This window comes from Eubacterium sp. AF19-12LB (assembly GCF_003479125.1).
GTDB classification, from domain to species: domain Bacteria; phylum Bacillota; class Clostridia; order Lachnospirales; family Lachnospiraceae; genus Eubacterium_U; species Eubacterium_U album.
The window spans coordinates 12,934-34,414 of the sequence record NZ_QUGP01000013.1 but is presented as its reverse complement, the minus strand read 5'-3'; the positions used below and the strand labels follow the sequence as shown (position 1 = coordinate 34,414).

Here is a 21,481-nt window from a genome sequence, read left to right as displayed (position 1 = left end):
TACTCCCAATTATGTATTTCTATGATAATAACGTTTCAATAACCTTATAATCACACTAGCATATTGTATCACTTAAGAGTTTTTTATTCAACATATTATCCCCTGCATACTGTTACTATTTTGTAAAATATTTGTTAACATCACACTTGTTTCCATACTCCCCACTGTCCACAAGTTTCAGGATTCTCACCAACTGTCCACCATTTAGCCTGATATACTTTGCCGTTATAGTAAACTCTGTTTCCATTTGTATATACAGTATTACTATCCCATGTTGGATACCGGCTTACATTTTCTGTTGTTTCAGGTGTCTTTGTTGTAACCTCAGGCGCTTTTGTTGTAGTTGTTGTCTCTGATGCCTTTGTTGTAGTTGTTTCAGGTGCCTTTGTTGTTTCAGGTGCTTTTGTAGTTGTTTCCTGTTCCTTTGTTGTAGTTGTTGTTTCTTCCGGAATAGTCTGTGTTTCTTTTTCAACTGTAAAATCAGCTATGTTACATGCTCCTCCATTTACAACTAAAGTTAATTTATATGTTCCTTTTGCTGCAAAATTAATTGTAACTTTATGACTAATAAAGTTTGTCCATGAATTGCTTGCTGTAATTGCCATTGTTGCCGCATTATTATCATTTAACTTCACAATTATGTTATCTGCATTATATTTGCTATCTCCGGCAGCTAATTTCAAATCAACTGTATAATTACCCTTTGAAGGGACTTTAATATAATAGTCTAAATATGATCCATTTGTTAAATTTCCTGCATATGTTGTATTATCAAATGTATTCATTGTAATTGAACTTGTCTTTCCACCAAACGAATCTACTTTTACAGTTCCCGGTACCTGCGTTACTGTAGCTTTTCCACCTGTACCAACAATAGCCGTAGCTGATTTGTAAATTTGGTTCAACAAACTATATGTAGCATTTTTACTATCCTGGCTAATTTCCCAAATCATGATACCACCAGCATTCTGTGCTGCAAATGTAGCTTTCTTAGCCATTGTATCTAAACCATTATAGTAAACTGTTGTTCCGTTAATAACTGCTGAGTCTTTATATGCATTTGCTGAATTATTAGCAACTACATCTGCATATGACGCCCAGTTAGGTCTTTCATAGAAAGGTACACCTAGTACAATTTTAGACGCGTCTACTTTTCTTGTTGAGTTCCAATAGTTAAATGAATTTGTAAGTAAGCTATATGGTGAATGTCCTGCCCCACTATCTCCGTCATATGCCATAACATTAATCCAGTCAACCATGTTAAGAACTTCATCAGTCTGATATGTTCCACTGGTAGCAGCAACTGCTGACGATAATGTCAATCCTCTCTTTGTTAATCCTTCTCTCAAATATCTCATGAATGACGTAAATTGATTTGCTGAACTTGCTGTTGGATATTCCCAGTCAATATCAACACCATCGAATCCATACTTATCAACTACTGATAAAATACTATTTGCAAGGCTTCTGCATTTTGCGTCAGTATTTGTTGCTTTTTCAAATGCATACTGGCACAAACTTCCATCTGAATATGACCAGCCTCCAACTGCCATTTCTACTTTTGTTCCACTATTATGAGCTGCCTCAATCAAACTGTTAATTACATTTGCAGAACCGTCTACAGAATCAAGTACACCTGATGCATTTGGCAACGCAAATGAATATATTACTGTAGTTAATTTATCCCACTGAATGCTTGATGTAATATCTCCATACCAGTTTGGATAGTACGCTACTGCTTTAAAATTGTTTCCATATTTGCCCTGTGTGTCAGGTATATCTACATTTACTTCAGGCTCTGAATCATCCTGAGTTTCATTTCCATAAACTTCAACTTCCCATATAGAATATCCATAAGGGAGCGCTCTCTTAACACCCTGCATCTTTACATATCTGGCCTTTACTCCGTTAAGAGATACTGTTGTAGTTCCTCCTGTCTGATTATTTAATGTCTTTGCAGTTGTCCAGGAAGCGCCATCATTTGAAATTTCTATTCTGTATTCTGTTGCATAAGCTGCTTCCCATTTAAGCACCATATTATTAATTTCATATGTCTTACCCAAATCAATACATGCCCACGCATTATCTGCAAAGTCTGATGACCATCTTGTTCCATCATCACCATCAACTATATTTTTTCCTGTAAATGTATCATTTTCGTTTCCTGAAACTGTTACTGTTTTGTTCTTTGAAATTAATTTTCCTTCAGTCTGTGGTTTTGTCACAGCTTCAGTTGTTGTTTCTGTTACAGGCTGTGTAGTTGTTGTTTCAGCTATTGACTGTGTAGTTGTTTCTTCAGGTTGGCTATTTCCAGGAATTGCAGATGCATTAGATGCTTCCAGTGCAAACTTTTCCCATGTTCCAACTGAAGTTCCACAGGCATGTAATATTCCTGATGTTGTATCATTTATATCTGTCTGAACATAATAATTATTTAAATATGTTTTAATCGCATATGTTCCATCACTCTGTTTTTCAACATAAAATTTTTCCCATGTTCCAATTGCATTACTTCTTGGAATTACCGGGTTTTCTTTATCTGTATCATCAAAAACAGCACATAAATATTTATTATTTGCTCTAGACTGGAAAGATACTGTTCCATCTGAATTATAAATAACTCTAAATTGTTCCCATGCACCGGCAGAATCTCTGTTAGCTACTAAATTAGACTGTCCATAATTATCCGCACAAACATATTTGTTATTTATAGTTGCCTTAATTGAGAAATAATCCGCATCTGTTAATGCCTTATCAGCAAAAACAATTGTTCCCGGCATAGCTTTTTTCATTGTATTATACACAATTCCATTACTACTCTTTGAACCTGTGCCAATTGAATCCTTGCTCCATTTAGCCTTAATATCTGCTAAAGAATCCGATGTAGGATTTACCTTCTGCGTTGTCTTTTCCTGATAAATTCCCCATGAACCCGAATTATTTGTTTTATATGCCCATGATGTGTAATTCCATCCTGCCTTGTTAAATTCATCCATAACATATGTCCATGCATCTTCCAATCCAAAACATGTATATTCACCTATATATGTAGGAACTCCATAATTAGCATTATTTATGCTGTTAATAAGATTTTTACATGAATCTTTCTGTCCCTGTAAATCACTAATATAATTCCATGTATAGTGATGATATTCATACATTACATTGCTCCATCCATAATCTGATGGTTTTGGAAGATTTGCAGTTCCCCAACATGATTCCATAATGATAATATGGTCAGGGTCAACTGATCTTATTGTTTTATACATCTGATCATAAAATGCCCAATGCTTAGAAGATGTAGTTCCGGCTTTTTCTCCCGGTTCGTTTAAGGTATCATAAGCTGCCACTGCCGGATTTCCTGCATAATGAGCCGCTACTGTCTTCCATAATTCTAATGTTTTATTTTTATAATAGTTATTCGAGAAAAACGTTACGTCAGATACGTTGTCAATTACTTCCCCTGAATGATCCTGTCCGTTTTGTGAACCAAATGCTCCGTGTAAGTCTAAAATTACATAAATTCCTCTCTTACTACATTCTTCAACAAACCAATCAAGTTTTTTAAAAGCATCATCCCTAAGAACCCAATCTGACTTAGAATTGTCATATTTGTATAGATTCATGTAAGTAAACGGAACCCTTATTGCACTCATTCCCATTTCCTTACAATTGTCAAAATCTGATTCTGACCAATAGTTGTTTTCATACAAATCAAGTAATTCATACATAGTATTTTTTCCAAATCTGTTTTCAAGATTTGACATAAGTGTTTTCTGGTCTCGTACATTTGTAGAACACATCCAACTTTCCTGTACAAGCCATCCTCCCGTATTTGTACCTCTTAAGTACACCATGTTTCCTTTACCATAATTATTCTTAATTGATGTACCATCACATTTTAAGAAATCATTGCTGGTAAAACCTGTTGTTGCTGCTTTTACTTCTTTATTGTTCTTGTATGTATATAGACCCGTAAGTAATCCTGCTGTCATTGTTACACACAAAAAAGAAGCAAGCAATTTCTTGCCAATTCTTTTTACATTTCGCATAATCAAAACCTCCTCAATATATTGCACATATGTGCGCCCAATCGTAGCGTGCAATCTAAACCTCATATAGCAAAACCCCTAACGTTTTACGTTTTACTGCACTGTTTATATTATAAAATTTACCCCACTTTTTTTCTATAAAATAAAACTGCTTTTATTCGTAAACGTAATTTTTGTATATTTCGATATTTGGCAGCCATATTTTTTATGCAAATTGTCTAGTCAGTTTTGTTTTGAATCGTTTTTAACATCTAAATATTTATTATATGTTCATAAAAATATTTTTATATTTATATTACAGTTCTATTGCTTTTGATTCTATTCTTTAATTAATCTCTTGCACCATATTACTTAATAAACATTTAATGCATCCAATGTTTATAATTTGTAATCTTAGTTTTCTGTATGCAAAAGAAAAGTTCGAGGTTGTGAATGTTATTAGCATCCCGGTTATAAACTTGGTTTACTCCATTCTTTACAAAGAGCCAAAAAAGGAACCGCAAATGGCATTTACCATTTGCAGTTCCTTTTTATAATTATCTAAATATTTATTTAACTATCTTAATCAAATTCCGGTTCAATTAATCCGTATGTATTTCCTTTTCTCTTGTAAACAACGTTTACTTCATCCGTTTCTGAGTTAAGGAAAACAAAGAAATTATGTCCAAGCATATCCATCTGAACACAAGCTTCTTCAGGATCCATTGGTTTAATTCCAAATTTCTTACTCTTAACAATCTTTATTGTTTCTTCTTCATCTTCGTAATCTGCATCTATAAATTCTGATGTAAATAACTCTTTATATGATTTCTTCTTGTCAACAAGTTTATTTTTATGTTTAACAAGCTGGCGCTCAATCGTTTCTAATACTAAATCGATTGTAGCGTACATGTCGCTGCTTTCCTCCTCTGCTCTAATAATAGTTCCCTTTACTGGAATTGTTACCTCAATCTTCTGACTGTCCTTTTCAACACTGAGTCTGGCAATAATCTCTGTATCTGGTACAAAATACTTCTCAAGCTTGCTAAGTTTGTCCTCTACTGCCTGTCTTAATCCGTCTGTAATCTCAATGCCTCTACCTATGATTTTAATTTTCATGGTACCACTTCCTTTCCGTTTCTGATGGATTAATTATACCATATAATCATAAGATTTAACAAGCGAAAAGCAAACTTTATTTACAAGTTTTTCACATTTATTTTGTGTTATTTTATTAACAAATTTACACTATTTTTCCATACATCTTTTTCGACATATGTTTTTGTATAAATTGCACAATTTGACACCTTAACTTATTAACATTCATTTTCCTCCATTATTTGAGTTATTAACATATTCTTTTGGCATTTTTCCCTTTAAAACAAGTTATCAATCTAGTTATTAACACTATTAACATTATTTTTTGTTGATTCATGTCGTATTTTGTTTTATGGCGTAAAAGAACGTCTGTTTTGTGTATTAGTAATAAAAATGATTTTCTTTGGTAATTTTCACTATTTTTTTATTGACTTTTTTCCAATATTATGAACCATTTTCTCAGTGCGGATTAATACTTTAAGAATTAATTTCGAAATTCTAAAACAATTTACTTTTTTACTCCCTAATTACCAACATATTTAACTAAAAAGAAACATGGGCTGTGAATGTTATTAACAGCCTGGTATAAACTCGGATTACCCCCACGCTTGACAAAGAGCCAAAAAAATAAGACCGAAAAATTCGGTCTTATTTTATATGTTATTCTTAGTTCATAATTCTTCTTGCTGCACAAGGTGAACCTACACCACTGATAATAATACCAGTTTCTTCTGTAGATGCATGAATAATCTGTCCACCACCTATGTAAATAGCAACATGGCTAATTGAATTGCCACCATATTTATAGAATACCAAGTCACCTGCCTGTAAGTTTCCTGTTGATACACTTGCACCATTGTATACCTGTGTATATGATGATCTATTCAAGCTATATCCAAAATGCTTATATACTGACATTGTAAATCCTGAGCAGTCTGTTCCATTTGTTAAACTTGAGCCACCATAAACATATGGGTTGCCCAAGAACTGTTTAGCATATGCTACAACTGCAGCAGCACTACCTGATGAGCTTGAGCTACTCGAGCTGCTTGATGAACTACTGCTACTTGATGAACTGCTTGAGCTTGAGCTATTACTTGTTGCAGGTTTACTGTAACTTGAGTTACTTGATGAACTACTGCTACTTGATGAACTGCTACTACTTGAACTTGAACTACTTGAATTATAATTAACTGATGTATTACTCTGATTCTGTTGTTCCTGTTGCTGTGCATCTATAGCTGCCTGAGCTGCTTCTGCTTCTCTTTGCTGTTCAGCTAAAATTGCTTCCTGCATAGCCTTTTCTTCTTTTAGTGTAATTGCAGTATCCATATCTATTGTAACATCAACGAAATCTGCTGAAACCCAACCACTCATACTTCCTTCGCCATCAGGTTTCTTCATCTTAATCTTAACCCATGATCCATCTTTACTAAATTTCTTAATAACATAATGTTCATTCTGGTAAACGTTAGTCACAACTTCTGATTCTGTAGTAGGCTTTGTTCTAACACGAATACCTGTGTCATTCATATTAGCAATAACATAACCTGCATCCAATGCATAATCTTCTGCTTCTGAACCTGTTACAAAATAATCAGCTTTTATGTAACCTGTTACGTTTCCGGATCTGACTTTGTACCATCCGTCTTCTGTTGTTTCAAGAATAACTGCGCCACAATTGCTGTATACTTTACCAACAACTTTACTTTCAGTACTAGGTTTCTTTCTTACGTTTACGTAATCATCACCTGTTACAGATGTAATTGCAATATCCTCAAAATATTTGTTTTCCTTATCTTTACTTGCCTGAGCTGCCTGTTGCTGTGCTTCTTCTGCCGACTGCTGTGGAATTAAAGTTGAAATATCTGTAGCCTGTGTTTCTGCTTCTGTTGCAACACCTGCTGTGTAATCATTCAACGCAACTGCAATTCCAGCACCTGCAATCTCAGTGTCTAATGTGTCAGCCGCTACCGTTTTTCCACCTGCAAAAATTACTGTTCCTGCTAATACTCCAAACGCTAACGCTGTCATATTTCTATAGTGCTTCATGTAAACCTCCGTGTACTTTCACTATTTATTACAAAATTATTACGTTGTACATTATAACAACACTGTCTATTATTGTCAACAAAGATACTTTGACAATTCATGCCACTATTACACTATCAATAGTGCATTAAATAAGTGTCATTTTCATAATGCTTCCTACAACAATTTTATATATTACCAGTTATCTATTTGCTTTTTGTGAACAAATTAAATCAATTTTGTGGCAAATTACTTCATTGTATTTTAATATCTAAATATTAATTTATATTATTCTAAATTTACTATATCTATATTAATTTATATTAAATATGTGTTATTATTGTGTTGATAATAGTTTTTAGGAAGGATTTTATCAACTATGGAAAAGTTTTAATGTTTTGAAATACTTTAACATAAAAAATTTTATAAATACAAACTTTTTATACTTCTGTGTAAAAACTTTTTATACGTTTATATTTTTCAATACATTGAAGTTTTAATATAACTAATTTTTCATTACTGATATTATATTAATTATGAATAAAACAGTTTTAATAACGGGAGCCTCCCGTGGAATCGGCAAACAAATTGCAATTATCTTTGCTCAAAATGGTTTTAATATCGTAGCAACCTGTCACAATAATATTGACACCCTAAGTTCTTTAAAAAATGAGCTTTCAAAATATAATGTTAATATTTTCCTGTTTCAGGGTGATTTATCAAAGCAGTCAACTATATCTGATTTAATTAAATTTTTAAAGAATAATAATATTTCAGTTGACGTTCTTATTAACAATGCAGGAATATCTGTTGTTGGATTAATTCAGGATTTATCAATTGACGATTGGAATTATATTTGGAATACAAATGTAACAGCGCCTATATTTTTGTCAAAAGAACTGGTTCCTCATTTTTTGCATAACCATTCAGGTAAAATAATTAACATTTCTTCTGTATGGGGAAATGTCGGTGCTTCATGTGAAGTCGCATACTCAGCAACTAAAGGTGCAATTAATTCTTTTACAAAAGCTTTAGCTAAAGAACTCGCGCCTTCAAATATTCAGGTTAATGCCATTTCATGTGGAATTATTGATACTGATATGAACAGCCACCTTTCTTCAGATGATATCAATGAAATTGTAACCGATATTCCTGCCGGACGTATTGGAACTCCTAAAGACATTGCATTGACTGCACTCTCTTTAGTAAATGGCAGTGATTATTTAACCGGTCAGATTATCACTGTTGATGGTGGATGGATATAAAAAACTCCTATGATGCACTTTAAAGTTACGTTGATTTTCTAATTTTTAGATTTCTTAATTGTGAGGGTTTGTGATATCAACTTAATAACGCTCGCGCTGCTTGTCACTCGCAGCAGTTCTAAATCTCCAGCTATATTTTGCTGTTAGAACCTTTGGTTCTAAGCAAAATCCGCTGTCAATTTGAACCGGCGGTGACAAATGCCTTTAGTTAATATCACAAACCCTCACGTAAGACCATCAAATAGATTGACAAACCATCAAAAACTTCGATTACCCAATTTTAGTTCTAACTCTTTTAGGTTCAGTTAATTAACCTTAAGTGTATCATAGGATTTTTCTATGATTTTGTGTTATTTCTATATTTATTTTTTGTCTAAATATTCCATATCTTCTTTTGTTAATTCAAAATCTACTTTTGAATTTTCTATTATACGTTCTTTCTTTGTAGATTTAGGAATTACAACATTGCCTTTTTGTAACGAATATCTTATACACACCTGTGGTATTGTAACACCATATTTTCTTGCAATTACTTCTATATATTTGTCATTTACAATATTTCCTGTTGCAAGCGGAGAATATGACATTATCTGCATATTATATTTATTGCAAAATTCAATAGTCTCTTCCTGTCTGTTACCTATATGGAAGCAGATTTGATTTACCATTGGTACTATCTTAGCAATTTCTAACACCGGCTCTAAATGCTGTTTTGCAAAATTTGATACTCCGATACTCTTAGCTTCGTTTGCTTCATAAATTTCTTCCATAGCCTGCCAGCTTGCTATGTTTCCTTCTGTACAGTCTTTTCCCCACTCATCCCACGGCCAAGGTGCATGTATTAGATACAAATCAATATATCCTAAATTAAGTGTTTCCATTGATTTGTTAAAGCATTCTTTAGCAATATCATAGCCTTTACATTCGGCAGGAAGTTTTGTAGTTATAAATATTTCTTCTCTTGGTATTCCTGAATTTCTTACTGCTTTGCCAACACTTTCTTCATTGCCATATGCTGCTGCGGTATCAATATGTCTATATCCTGTTTCTAAAGCATATGAAACAGCATCGTATGTGTCTTTTCCATTTGGTATCTGCCATGTACCTAATCCTAATTTAGGAATCTTTACTCCATTTTGCAGTACATAACATTCATCAAGTATCATTTCTTTTCCTCCTTTATTTATTAATAATCTCTCGGAGTCTCTAAGCCAGTAAAATCAAGACTTCCCGATTCCCTTTTTATTAAAGCCTCCACTTTAATTCCATCATTTTGCTGGTATGATTACTCAAGATTCCGAGAGACCATATTATTCTGTTCTCCATTTTCATATTCCACTATTCTTGCTGTTGCGCCGGATGATTTTACTCCGTATCCACTGTTATTGATTACATGTTCTATTCCCGGATGTCCATTTAACATAACGGTTACCGTGTTATGTAATTTTACTCCTTCAATATCAGGGACCTCTACTGCTCTATCTATTGTAATAGTAGCATCTCTATTGTAACTATATACACCTACGCCATAACTTTCAAATGTTAATACATTATCTCCCACTTTTAATGACGCAAATCCATTTACTTTACCATTATTGCTCATAAATTCACTTTGATTTGGAACATCATAAGGTATCTCACTTTGATAGAAGTATAATCTTCCACCATTTCCATCCCATATTGTCTGGTATTCCTGAAAATGTTCTACAAACAATCCGTACATAATTACATTATCACCATGAATTACAGCACCATTTTTTGCTGTATTTTTGTCCCATGCCACATTATCTCCATGATCTGCTCTCCATACCCATAAATTGTCGCCAATAACGTCATTACTATTTACTGTAATACAATTTTTAACTTTTCCTTCGTAGCTTGAGCCTCCAACTCTAAAGTATACATCACTTAAAGTTGTAGGATTTGCCCCATGAGAAACATCACTCTTTTTTGCACCTACTTCAAGCAATGTATCTGACTCTTTTTCACCTGCTTCAAATAACACTCCTGCTATTTTCACCCCGTCAACATCTGCTATTTTCATTGCTTTATTTCCATTGACAGATACAATTGTTGCCATTCCCATTCCATATACTATTGTATCACTATTTTTAACATTTAACGGTTTATTTATTTCATAAATTCCAGGCGTTAGTAATAAATTTTTGCCTGCTGCTAAAGCCTCATTAATTGTATCTGCATCATCCGTATTTGGATTTGCGATGTAGAATTTATTTAAGCTGACAAATTTACCCTTTGTTCCACTTTCCCATGATACTCCAACAGCATCTGTCCTAAGTTCAGGAACAATAACTCCGTATCCATATTCTTCATCATATGTAAGGTATGGCTTTTCCTGAATAACAGGTGTAGTCTGCACTTTTGTATATGGCGAATACGGCCATGTTCCTGCCGGAGTTCTTACAGTATCAATCCCAACAAAAACCATATTCCAAACTCCGCCATCCCACAATCTCCAAAAATCATTTCTTGTAAGATACTGCTGCTGTGACCCTGATGAAACTGTTCCATTTGAATAGCAGTCAGCCATAAATCCACCACTTGACCACCCTTCTCCATCACTGAGAACCATTCCATCATTAAACTTCATTCTTCTAAGTGAAACCGCCTGTGAATTTGCCCACATACAATATTCATTTACTGAAAAATTCTCTGCACTTCTCCAGAAATTGCATGTTGCATTATGATACATCCAGTCAGCGTTGACCCACAACTTGTTAATATTTGTATCTGTAGGTAAAACTCCAAGTCCTGATACCTGTGTGTAATAACCAACATTTACAGATAATGCTGTATCATATGCACCCGGTTTAAATAAAATTGCATATCTCTCTTTTCCGAACTGATTTGTTTCCTGTTTTTTATAAATTTCATCTACTTTAGACTGAATTTCATTTTTATCATCTTCCGGAGAAAATACATATGTATTTTCTCCAAATACTGTAGCATCTTTTACAGGTTCACCATCACTTTCATAGTCAATTGCATTTTCTATTTTCTCTTCTGTCTGTACCTCAGTAACATTTTGTGTTGCATTCTTTTTAGCTGTTTTGTTTTCACTTTCTCCACATCCCCACAATAACATCGATGCAAGTGCTGCTGTTACTGCAATATAAACCTTTCTATTCATCATTCTCCTCCAAATCAATTTTTGCCACATAAATTCCATCCCTTGCAGTTATAAATAAAACGTCTTTATTTTCTCCACCTATATCAAATGTAGACGGTCTTGATTCTACATGGATAGATTTTATAAATTTACCATCTCTATATATTTTTACGTCGTCATCACCAACTAAAATATTATTCTTATTTTTTCTAACGCAATAATCTCCCTCTTCAATTATAACTTCAGGATTTTTAAGATAACCATTTTTATCAACTGTACACTCAAATACTCTTTTATACATCTCATCAATTGAATACATTTTTTCTCCACATGATGAAATTGATAAATTATTGCTTCTTATTAAGTCATAGTGATTTGGTATTATTGTCTTTTTGTCCATTGCTATCCAAGCTTTTTCAGGCTTATATCCTAAAACTTCTTTATAATCTGAACCATCTCTCCATCTATTACCCGGATATATAACTCTATCAGGTTCTATTTTGCCCATTTCCACCATATCTAATGGTTGCATTTCTCCATTATCATCTAACGTAAATACTATTGTATAAGCATCTCTGTTGTACCAAAATCCATATGAAGTACCATATGAGTCCGAAGGCAACATATTTTCCTGTTTTTTTCCATCTACTGTAGCATTCTTTGGAATCACATATTCTCCAACAATTATTATTCTGTCATTTGTATCAAATCCTACAGAATTAATTTTATAAGGTGATTCAAATATTTCAGTAAGTTTATAATCTTTTCCGTCTACACAATAAATTTTCTTATCAAGACTGTCTACAAAATAGAAATCACCTTTTTGATTACAAATCCCTCCGTCAGGGAATCTGAATCCACTATATAATTTTTGTGGTTCATTAGTTTTAGTTATTCTAATATTTCTGCCAACATTTCCCTTTATATCAATCTTTGTTGCCTGCCATGTTCTTATTTCTACATTTGAGTTTACATCCAAAAGATAATTATCGATTGTGTATTTCATTTGTGAGAAATTATGTGCATTTATAAATAAAATATTTTTGCAGTCAAATGTTTTTACACAATAATCATAAGGCTTATTTACAAATATTGTTCTAAAATGATATGTCATTGCAAATGTAATATCTTCACAATTATGTAGTTCTATTGGTCTTGCAAATTCGCCTTCTGCCACTTCCTCTTCTGTCTGTATTCCATAGATTGTCCAGTTCTTAACATTATTCATCAACAATTCATGTCTACAATGATGCTCAAGTGACATACAATAAATCTTTCCCGGTGTATCAGTATTTTCGATAGTTATTCCTGCTGTTACATAAGGACTTGCAGACCACACATCCTTAATTACTCCGCCACCATTAACGACTATTGATGGATACTGATAATCCCACATACGCTCAGGATTACTGTCTGCAGTTCTTGTTGAGTTATAAGGCATTTCAAACGCTCCTGTACCTTTAACAAGATTTCCATGTCCACCAAACATTTTTACATCATTAATATATGAATCAATATCGCCGTTCCACTTAAGTCCTATTGCTCTTGGATTTTTTCCACCTGTTTCTATTCCTATACCAAATAATATGTTGCTTTTTCCACTTTCAATAAATGCTATACCTTTTCCATATCCGGTAAATCTTTCTGCATTATCTTTAAGTATAAATTTAGTAGAAACAGGATTAAGTCCAATAATAACTGTATCATCTTTTAATTTGATAGTATCTGTAAGCAAATATTCTCCCTGTGGGAAATAAAGATATGTATACTTTTCAATTAACTCCTTAAGAACCTTTGTATCATCCGTAACTCCATCTCCAATAAGACCATTTTTCTTAACATTTATCCACTGTTTTACTTCAGGTAAAGTCTTTAAATCTGTATACAAAACATTATAGTCAATTTGCTTTTCTCCTATATATAATATATCTTTAATTTGTTTTTCAGGATGCTCATCACTTGCTGTTATTCCATGTATATATTCATTTATATGTGTACAATCATATTTATTATCTATTGTATTTTCTGTATCCTTATAACTTACGATAACATTGCATTTTTCTAAATAGCAATTCTTTACATAAATACTTGTTAACGAATTATTTTCTAATGCAATATTCAATAATTTATCCACATTTTTAAATATAGAATCTTCTATATATAATTTTTCAAAAAATTCATCCTGTACCTCTACAAACTGTGGCACATTTTTCACATCAGTTCTTACTATTGTAAGACCTGCCTCTCTTGTAAAAATAGCTGCTTTTTTCTGATTTTCAAATTTTGTATCTACCATTACAAATGGCCATCCCGGAGAACACTTTGTAGTGATTATTCCGTAATTTCCACCGACAATTTCTATATCCTCCATTTCATTTCCCACATCATATATTCCTGCCATTCCTGAATTGACGTTAATTGTAATGTGAGCTAAAAAAGCATGTTGTGCATAATGTGTCCTAAAAGCTACCGCATAATCATTTTCTCTACCTAAGTTAATATTAACATTAGACATTGCACTATAGAAAGTTCCCGGATTAGCATCATTTGCATTCACATTTGTCCCTTCCGTTACAACTCTGTCCACAAACCAGAACAAATATCTAAAATGACCTTTATCGTCTTCCTTTGATATATTAAAATTTAATGCATTATCCTTTAATATAAATTCAGGTCTTTTTTCTCCATATCCGATTATTCTTACTGCCTTTGGAATATAAATTGTCTTACTTAACAGATATTTTCCTTCAGGAACAAATACAATTCCATAACCGTATTCTTCTACAACCATATTAACTGCTTTTTGCAGTTCATCTGATACATCCACTATTCCATCATTACTAATATTAAAATGGTCTGCGTCAAAATATATCGCAGACTCATCCTCTATTTTCCCCGTATAAAAACTTGTTTTCATAACAAATACCTCATATTTCTCAATAATATATGTATTCTTTTTAAAATACTTTATTCTTTTTTATTGAAACAATTTTATCAGATATTTTTGTTAAAATCAACATTAATTGATTAAATCAAAGCATTATTTTTGTGCATTTTTATCATATTTTTCTTTAACATTTTTGTAGGCATAAATAAAAGAGCACCACTTTTTTATGATGCTCTTTCATTAAAATTATTCTCTCTTTATCAATCTTCTAAAACTAAGCTGTTTCTTCCTGCTGTGCCCATTGTGAATTGTATAGTTTAGCATAGAATCCATCTTTTTCCATTAATTCGTTATGATTTCCCTGCTCGATTATATCTCCATCTTTCATTACAAGAATTAAATCGGCATTCTTTATAGTTGAAAGTCTGTGGGCAATTACAAAACTTGTTCTGCCTTTAAGCATATTATTCATACCACGCTGAATTCTTTGTTCTGTTCTCGTATCTACTGAAGATGTTGCTTCATCTAATATCATAATCGGATTATCTGCGAGTATAGCTCTTGCAATTGTAAGAAGCTGTTTTTGTCCCTGTGATATGTTACTTGCTTCTTCATTTAATTCCATTTTATATCCATCCGGAAGAGTTCTGATGAAATGGTCTGCGTGAGCTTTCTTAGCTGCTGCAATTACTTCTTCATCTGTTGCGTCTAATCTGCCATAACGGATATTTTCCATAATTGTTCCTTTAAATAACCATGTATCCTGAAGAACCATTCCAAATTCCTGTCTAAGTTCGCCTCGGTTAAAATCTTTGACATTATGTCCGTCAATAAGAATCTGCCCCTTATTTACATCATAGAATCTCATTAATAATTTAACAATTGTAGTCTTTCCTGCTCCGGTAGGACCAACTATTGCTATCTGTTGTCCTTCCTTAATATCAGCACTAAAATCATTAATTATAGTCTGATTTTCATTGTATCCAAAGTTTACATGATTAAATGTAACATTTCCTTTAACAGTGTTTATATCTACAGGATTTGCTACGAATTGGTCTTCTTCTTCCTCGTCTAAGAATTCAAATACTCTCTCAGCTGCTGCTGCCATACTCTGCATCATATTTGAAACCTGTGCCACCTGCTGAATTGGCTGTGTAAAATTCTTTACGTATTGGATAAACGCCTGAATATCACCAATTTCAATTTTTCCATTTATAGCAAGATAAGCACCCGAAATTGCAACACCAACATAACCTAAATTTCCAACAAACTGCATTATAGGCATCATTAATCCTGAGAAAAACTGAGATTTCCAAGCTGATTTATAAAGGATTTCATTTGTATCATGAAATTCTTTCTTTACAGTTTCTTCTTTATTAAACGCCTTTACAATATGATGACCACTATATACTTCTTCTACCTGACCATTTATATGACCTAAATATTCCTGCTGACTCTTAAAGTATTTCTGTGAATGTTTAATTACAAAACTAATTAATAAGATACTCACAGGTAATGTAATAAGTGTAATAAGTGTCATCGGTACACTTATTGTTATCATCATAATAAATACACCGATTAATGTACTTATAGATGTAATTAACTGTGTTATACTTTGATTTAATCCATTTCCTAATGTATCTACATCATTTGTAATTCTTGATAAAACTTCACCGTATGTTCTACTTTCAAAATATTTGAGTGGCATTCTATTTATTTTTTCTGAAATTTCTTTTCTCATACGGTAACAGATTTTCTGTGTTATACCCGTCATTACAAATCCCTGAACAAGATTAAATATGCAACTTACTCCATATAATAACAAAACAATTATAAGTATCTTTCCAACATATCCAAAATCAATTCCACCTTTTCCGGATATCTTGTTCATAATTCCTTCTGAAAGTGCTGTTGTCGCTTTACCTAATACCTTAGGTCCTGCAACAGTAAATACAACACTAAACATTGCACAAACCATTACTGCAAATACGCCATATTTATAATTTCCAATATATCGTATTAATTTTCCAATCGTGCCTTTAAAATCTTTAGCCTTTTCACCTGACCCCATTCGGCCGCCGCCCATAGGTCCTCTCATTCTTCTTGGTGGATTTATATTTGTTCTATTTTCATTACTCATCTTTATCCACCTCCTCATTTAAACTTGCTGCCAATTCGGCTTCTGACATCTGAGATGATGCTATCTGCTTATATACCTCACAATTCTTCATTAATTCCTTGTGTGTTCCTTTTCCAACCATCTTTCCATCATCTAAAACAATAATCTGCTTTGCCTGTAATACAGTGCTTATTCTTTGAGCTACAATAATTACTGTACTTTCTTTTACCTTAGGACTCAATGCTTTTCTTAATGCTGCATCAGTCTTAAAGTCTAACGCTGAGAAACTGTCATCAAAAATATATATTCTAGGATTTTTTGCAATTGCTCTTGCAATTGATAAACGCTGTTTCTGTCCTCCTGAAACATTAGTTCCACCCTGTGAAATAGGACTATCATATTTTTCTTCTTTACAATCAATAAATTCTGTTGCCTGAGCAATTGTTGCAGCCTCTAACATTTGTTCATCGGATGCATTCTCTGCTCCATATTTTATATTAGATGCAATTGTTCCTGAGAACAAAATTCCCTTTTGCGGTACATATCCAATATTATCCCTTATTGATTTCTGTGATAAATCTTTTACATCAATTCCATCAATTGTAATCTGTCCCTCTGTTACATCGTAAAATCTAGGAATAAGCTTTGCTACAGTACTCTTACCACTACCTGTACTACCTATAATAGCAGTAGTTTCACCAGGTTTAGCAATAAAATCTATTCCCTCTAAAACATTTGTATCTCCATCAGGATATTTAAAATCAACATTTTTAAATTCTACAATTCCCTTTGGTGCATCTAACATCTTAGCTTCTTTTTTATCTTTTATAGAAACATCTGTATCTAAAACGTCATCTATTCTTTCTGCTGCAACTGTTGCTCTAGGAAGCATAATTGATACCATTGTTATCATAAGGAAAGACATAACTATCTGCATTGTATAGGTAATAAATGCAGTCATAGACCCAACTTCTAAAGCACCCTGATCAATTCTGTGGCTTGCAACCCATTCAATCAATATTGTAATTCCATACATTACCATCATCATAAGTGGCATCATAAATGTCATTACTCTATTTGTAAATAACATTACCTTTGTCAAAGATTTATTTGCAACATCAAATCTTTCTTCTTCTTTCTTTTCTCTGCTAAATGCTCTTATTACAGGAATTCCTGTTAAAATTTCTCTCGAAACAAGGTTTACTCTGTCAACTAAATCCTGCATAATTTTAAACTTAGGCATAGCTAAAGCCATCAATATTGCTACCAAACATAAAAGAGCAGCAACAGCAACTACGATAATCCACTCCATACCTGAGTGTGTTTTTATAACCATTATTATGCCGCCCACAGCAAGAATAGGTGCATAAGCAACCATTCTAAGAAGCATTACACATACCATTTGAATCTGTTGAACATCATTTGTGCTTCTTGTAATTAATGATGCTGTAGAGAACTTATTAATTTCTGCATCAGAAAATTCCAATACTTTATTAAATACTTTTTCTCTTAACTCTTTACCGATTGAAGCTGATACTTTAGATGCGAGGAAACCAACAATAATCGCACTTACAGTCATTAAAAGTGCCATTGCAAGCATTTTTGCTCCTGTACTCCACAAATAACTAAATTGCTTTGTTTCAACATCTACTCCGATTTTTTTGTATTCCTTTTTTACAAATGAAATAGCTGAAGACTGAACAAGAGAATCTCCCATAGAATCAATTGCTGACCCCATTTTATCTCTTACTGTATCTCTTATTAAATCGAAATGAGCTGCCATAAACTGTTCCTGTGTCATAGTTCCATTTTGAACTGCTGCTAAGTCCATCTTAGCCTGATTATCAAGAGAATCCATATCAATTTCTTTCATGTACTCACTCATATCCTGACCAGTATTTTCATTATTGTTCTTCTTGTCCTGTGCCTGAGAAATCATTGAATATACAAGAATTGGTTCTGAAAAAGTCTTATCTAACTTTTCCATGTTTTCTTTTGATTTATCTTTTAACTTATAATTTCCATTACTTTGTTTCTTATATGCAGACTCCCATTTACTTTTTTCTTTATCAGTCATCCACATTGCAATTCCCTGATAACTTTCTTCTGAAATTTTCTCCGGTGTTGCATATTCAATTCCTGAATTATTAATACCTGTATCAATTAATGATGCTGTATAATCAGGTAAAGACAGGTCGCACATAGCCTGTATAAACAAAAATGCTATTATTGTAAATACCATTGGCATATGCCCCTTGAAATTTTTAAAAAATCTCATCTTAATTCTCCTTTTCATTTTTTAATGTCTTGCCTTCTTCAAGTATAGCTGCATAAAATTTTTCCTGAAAATTCAAATATTGCTGTAATTCTTCTTCAGTAAAATGTGAAAATACTCTTTCAAAATATCCTTCCACATCCTTTTTTTTCTTTTCTACAAGTTCATTGCCTTTTTTTGACAATTTTATTAATGTATTCCTTCTATTATCAGAATCTACTTCTCTTACTATATATCCTTTATTTTCCAAACTTTTTAGTGTTCTTGAAATAGACTGCATTGACACATGCAATCCTTCTGCAAGTTCTGATACATTGACTGATTTATTTTCCATTTTTTCTGATTTAACAAGCCAAAATATTATACTGCCTTCCATTCTTGAAATATCATCAGATAATTTTGGATGATGAAACTTTCTGAATTTCATCATTCCTTTTATGACCTTTTCTACAAGTTCCTTATTGTACTCGCTCATTTCATCCTGTCACCTCCAAGCTTAATTAGACTTTAGCAAAAAAATAAACACTGTTTATATTTAACAACGTTAACTGTAAACAGCGTTTATTATTTTACTCTTATTTTTTAATCTGTCAACAACTTAATTTAAAATTTAACTAATTGTTAACATTTCTTACTATATTTTTTTACATCAATCCTATCACCCATAATAGAATCCATTCTCGTATCATCTTTTATAAGAATCTCTTTTTGTGCTTTGCTTAGTTGTTTAATCCAATATTCTAATTTAGATGCAAGTGCTTTATTTTCTGTCTGCCAAGCAGCTTCAAGTTTTAAAGCCACATGACTTCTTGTATATTTTGCACTTTTTTCTCCTGCTCCAAAATGTTCTTTCATTCTTCTATCTAAATCCGTAGTTATCCCTGTGTAAATCGAATCGTCTTTACATCTTAACATATAAATATAGTACATTTTATTCTCCCATTTTTCTAAATATTCCTCGTATAACAATTATTGATATAACTGCTGCCCCACCATCTGCTATAGGTGCCGCATACATAATGCCATCTATTCCAAATATCATCGGTAAAACTACTATTAAAGGTAGCAGAAAAATAATCTGTCTTGTAAGTGCAAGAAAAGTTCCCTTCATTGGTTTTCCAATTGCCGTACTAAAAGTTGAAGTTATTGGCTGTATCGCATTTGCAAATGTCATAAACAAAAATATTCTAAAATAATTTGTTGCAAACTGATAATATTCTTTTGTACCATTTCCAAATATACTAATGATATTTCTTGGGAAAACCTGAAACATTATAAAGGCTATCACTGATACTATTGTACCACTTATAACAGCTAGTTTATATGTTTCTTTCACTCTGCTATAATTTTTTGCGCCTATATTAAAACTTGCAATTGGCTGTATTCCCTGCGATAGTCCAATTATCACAGCAAAATAAATTTGATTAACTTTCATTATTATGCCTGCACACGCTAACGGAATTGAATCCCCATAATTTGATAACGCCCCATAGTATGTCAAAGATTTATTTAATGTAATTTGAACAATCATTATTGCTATCTGATTTGAAAATGGTGTAACCCCTAATGATGCAATTCTACCAATACATTTTAAAGAAGGAATAAAATGTTCTTTCTTTAACTTTACTGTCTTATAGTGCCTTAAATAATTTATCACTAAGACAAACGAAACAAATTGTCCAATAATTGTTGCTAACGCTGCCCCTTTCATTTGCCAATCAAATACCATAACAAACAAATAATCAAGAATTATATTAATTATTGCACCTACAAGATTGCATGTCATAGAAAAATCAGGGCTTCCGTCCGCCCTTATAATATGTCCTCCCCCAAGTCCCATTATAAGAAATGGTATTCCAATTGCCGTAACACCAACGTAATCTTTAGCATATCCTAAAACATTGTCAGGTGATCCAAAAAATTTTAATAAAGGTGTTAAAAACAATAATATTCCTATAGCTATTATAGTTCCAAGTATCATTATTCCTGTAACAACATTACCTATATAAAAGGGGGCTTTTTCTTTATTTCCTTTTCCCATTTCAATATTAAATGCTGCCGCACCACCAATTCCAAATAGTAAACCTAATGCTACACATATTGTACTTACAGGAAATGCTACATTCGTAGCTGCATTTCCTAATGTTCCAACAGTTCTTCCTATAAAAAACTGATCCACTATATTATAAAAAGAACTGACAAGCATAGCTACTATGCTTGGTATTGCAAATTTACGCAACAACTTACTTATCGGTTCAATCCCTAACGGATTTCTGATTTCACTATTTTCTTCCATTTCTTTATCTCTCTTTTATATTTACTTATATTTTTTTCTTTTGTCTTAAAACTATTCGTACAATTTTATCACATATACAAATAACTTTTCCACCATAAAATTATATATATTTCTATGCCTTACCAACTTATTAATATTATTTGTTCAATTTATATATGTTTTTAATGAATTAAGGAATCGTTTTCTACCTATATTTAACTTGTTTTAAATAATTACACTATGTTATAATTTTAGTATGTATTGCTATTGTTTACTAAAGTTCAACATACATAGCAAATTTAAATCAGACATCATTGCATGAATGATAAAGTTTTTAACTGTAGAGTTTGTCAGATTTAATTAGAATTAT

At 32.4% G+C, this 21,481-nt stretch carries 12 protein-coding genes; 1 reads left to right on the top strand and 11 read right to left on the bottom strand.

Annotated elements, in window-relative coordinates:
• Positions 1 to 140: 140 nt before the first annotated feature.
• The 3 genes from DWX29_RS11280 to DWX29_RS11270 all read right to left on the bottom strand — a co-directional run bounded on the left by DWX29_RS11280 (position 141) and on the right by DWX29_RS11270 (position 7,181).
• Complete coding sequence (locus DWX29_RS11280) at positions 141 to 4,052, bottom strand: glycosyl hydrolase family 18 protein (protein ID WP_158574543.1); 3,912 nt, start codon at positions 4,050 to 4,052, stop codon at positions 141 to 143.
• A gap of 561 nt (positions 4,053 to 4,613) precedes the next feature.
• Positions 4,614 to 5,150, bottom strand: coding sequence for a ribosome-associated translation inhibitor RaiA (gene raiA / locus DWX29_RS11275; protein ID WP_022089650.1), 537 nt, complete (start codon positions 5,148 to 5,150; stop codon positions 4,614 to 4,616).
• Between the two features lie 645 nt (positions 5,151 to 5,795).
• Positions 5,796 to 7,181, bottom strand: coding sequence for an SH3 domain-containing C40 family peptidase (locus DWX29_RS11270; RefSeq protein WP_118565880.1), 1,386 nt, complete (start codon positions 7,179 to 7,181; stop codon positions 5,796 to 5,798).
• 515 nt (positions 7,182 to 7,696) lie between these two features.
• Here DWX29_RS11270 and DWX29_RS11265 point away from each other — a divergent pair.
• On the top strand, positions 7,697 to 8,425 hold the full coding sequence (locus tag DWX29_RS11265; RefSeq protein WP_117910387.1) for an SDR family NAD(P)-dependent oxidoreductase: 729 nt from the start codon (positions 7,697 to 7,699) through the stop codon (positions 8,423 to 8,425).
• A gap of 362 nt (positions 8,426 to 8,787) precedes the next feature.
• Here the strand turns inward: DWX29_RS11265 and DWX29_RS11260 are convergent, their stop codons facing one another.
• From DWX29_RS11260 to DWX29_RS11225, 8 genes are all read right to left on the bottom strand, one after another.
• A complete protein-coding gene (locus tag DWX29_RS11260) occupies positions 8,788 to 9,591 on the bottom strand; it encodes an aldo/keto reductase (RefSeq protein WP_022088078.1) in 804 nt (267 codons plus the stop codon).
• 119 nt (positions 9,592 to 9,710) lie between these two features.
• Complete coding sequence (locus tag DWX29_RS11255) at positions 9,711 to 11,576, bottom strand: coagulation factor 5/8 type domain-containing protein (protein ID WP_118565879.1); 1,866 nt, start codon at positions 11,574 to 11,576, stop codon at positions 9,711 to 9,713.
• Positions 11,569 to 14,472, bottom strand: a complete 2,904-nt coding sequence (locus DWX29_RS11250) for a glycosyl hydrolase family 28-related protein (RefSeq protein ID WP_118565878.1) — start codon at positions 14,470 to 14,472, stop codon at positions 11,569 to 11,571. The genes DWX29_RS11255 and DWX29_RS11250 overlap by 8 nt, the downstream gene beginning before the upstream one ends.
• A 244-nt stretch (positions 14,473 to 14,716) precedes the next feature.
• Positions 14,717 to 16,582, bottom strand: a complete 1,866-nt coding sequence (locus DWX29_RS11245) for an ABC transporter ATP-binding protein (protein WP_118565877.1) — start codon at positions 16,580 to 16,582, stop codon at positions 14,717 to 14,719.
• Complete coding sequence (locus DWX29_RS11240) at positions 16,575 to 18,839, bottom strand: ABC transporter ATP-binding protein (RefSeq protein WP_118565876.1); 2,265 nt, start codon at positions 18,837 to 18,839, stop codon at positions 16,575 to 16,577. Before DWX29_RS11240 ends, DWX29_RS11245 begins: the two co-directional genes overlap by 8 nt.
• 1 nt (position 18,840) lies before the next feature.
• On the bottom strand, positions 18,841 to 19,311 hold the full coding sequence (locus tag DWX29_RS11235) for a MarR family transcriptional regulator (protein WP_118565875.1): 471 nt from the start codon (positions 19,309 to 19,311) through the stop codon (positions 18,841 to 18,843).
• A 146-nt stretch (positions 19,312 to 19,457) separates the two neighbouring features.
• Entirely contained in the window at positions 19,458 to 19,766 is a 309-nt protein-coding gene (locus tag DWX29_RS11230) for a GIY-YIG nuclease family protein (protein ID WP_022088072.1), read from the bottom strand.
• Position 19,767: 1 nt separating this feature from the next.
• Positions 19,768 to 21,132 (bottom strand): MATE family efflux transporter, encoded by a 1,365-nt coding sequence (locus DWX29_RS11225; RefSeq protein WP_117910392.1) that lies wholly within the window; start codon positions 21,130 to 21,132, stop codon positions 19,768 to 19,770.
• Positions 21,133 to 21,481: the final 349 nt, after the last annotated feature.

Excerpts from the sequence above, each read along its gene's own strand:
- DWX29_RS11280 (WP_158574543.1), bottom strand. The coding sequence starts at position 4,052 with ATGCGAAATGTAAAAAGAATTGGCAAGAAATTGCTTGCTTCTTTTTTG.
- raiA (WP_022089650.1), bottom strand. The coding sequence starts at position 5,150 with ATGAAAATTAAAATCATAGGTAGAGGCATTGAGATTACAGACGGATTA.
- DWX29_RS11270 (WP_118565880.1), bottom strand. The coding sequence starts at position 7,181 with ATGAAGCACTATAGAAATATGACAGCGTTAGCGTTTGGAGTATTAGCA.
- DWX29_RS11265 (WP_117910387.1), top strand. The coding sequence starts at position 7,697 with ATGAATAAAACAGTTTTAATAACGGGAGCCTCCCGTGGAATCGGCAAA.
- DWX29_RS11260 (WP_022088078.1), bottom strand. The coding sequence starts at position 9,591 with ATGATACTTGATGAATGTTATGTACTGCAAAATGGAGTAAAGATTCCT.
- DWX29_RS11255 (WP_118565879.1), bottom strand. The coding sequence starts at position 11,576 with ATGAATAGAAAGGTTTATATTGCAGTAACAGCAGCACTTGCATCGATG.
- DWX29_RS11250 (WP_118565878.1), bottom strand. The coding sequence starts at position 14,472 with ATGAAAACAAGTTTTTATACGGGGAAAATAGAGGATGAGTCTGCGATA.
- DWX29_RS11245 (WP_118565877.1), bottom strand. The coding sequence starts at position 16,582 with ATGAGTAATGAAAATAGAACAAATATAAATCCACCAAGAAGAATGAGA.
- DWX29_RS11240 (WP_118565876.1), bottom strand. The coding sequence starts at position 18,839 with ATGAGATTTTTTAAAAATTTCAAGGGGCATATGCCAATGGTATTTACA.
- DWX29_RS11235 (WP_118565875.1), bottom strand. The coding sequence starts at position 19,311 with ATGAGCGAGTACAATAAGGAACTTGTAGAAAAGGTCATAAAAGGAATG.
- DWX29_RS11230 (WP_022088072.1), bottom strand. The coding sequence starts at position 19,766 with ATGTACTATATTTATATGTTAAGATGTAAAGACGATTCGATTTACACA.
- DWX29_RS11225 (WP_117910392.1), bottom strand. The coding sequence starts at position 21,132 with ATGGAAGAAAATAGTGAAATCAGAAATCCGTTAGGGATTGAACCGATA.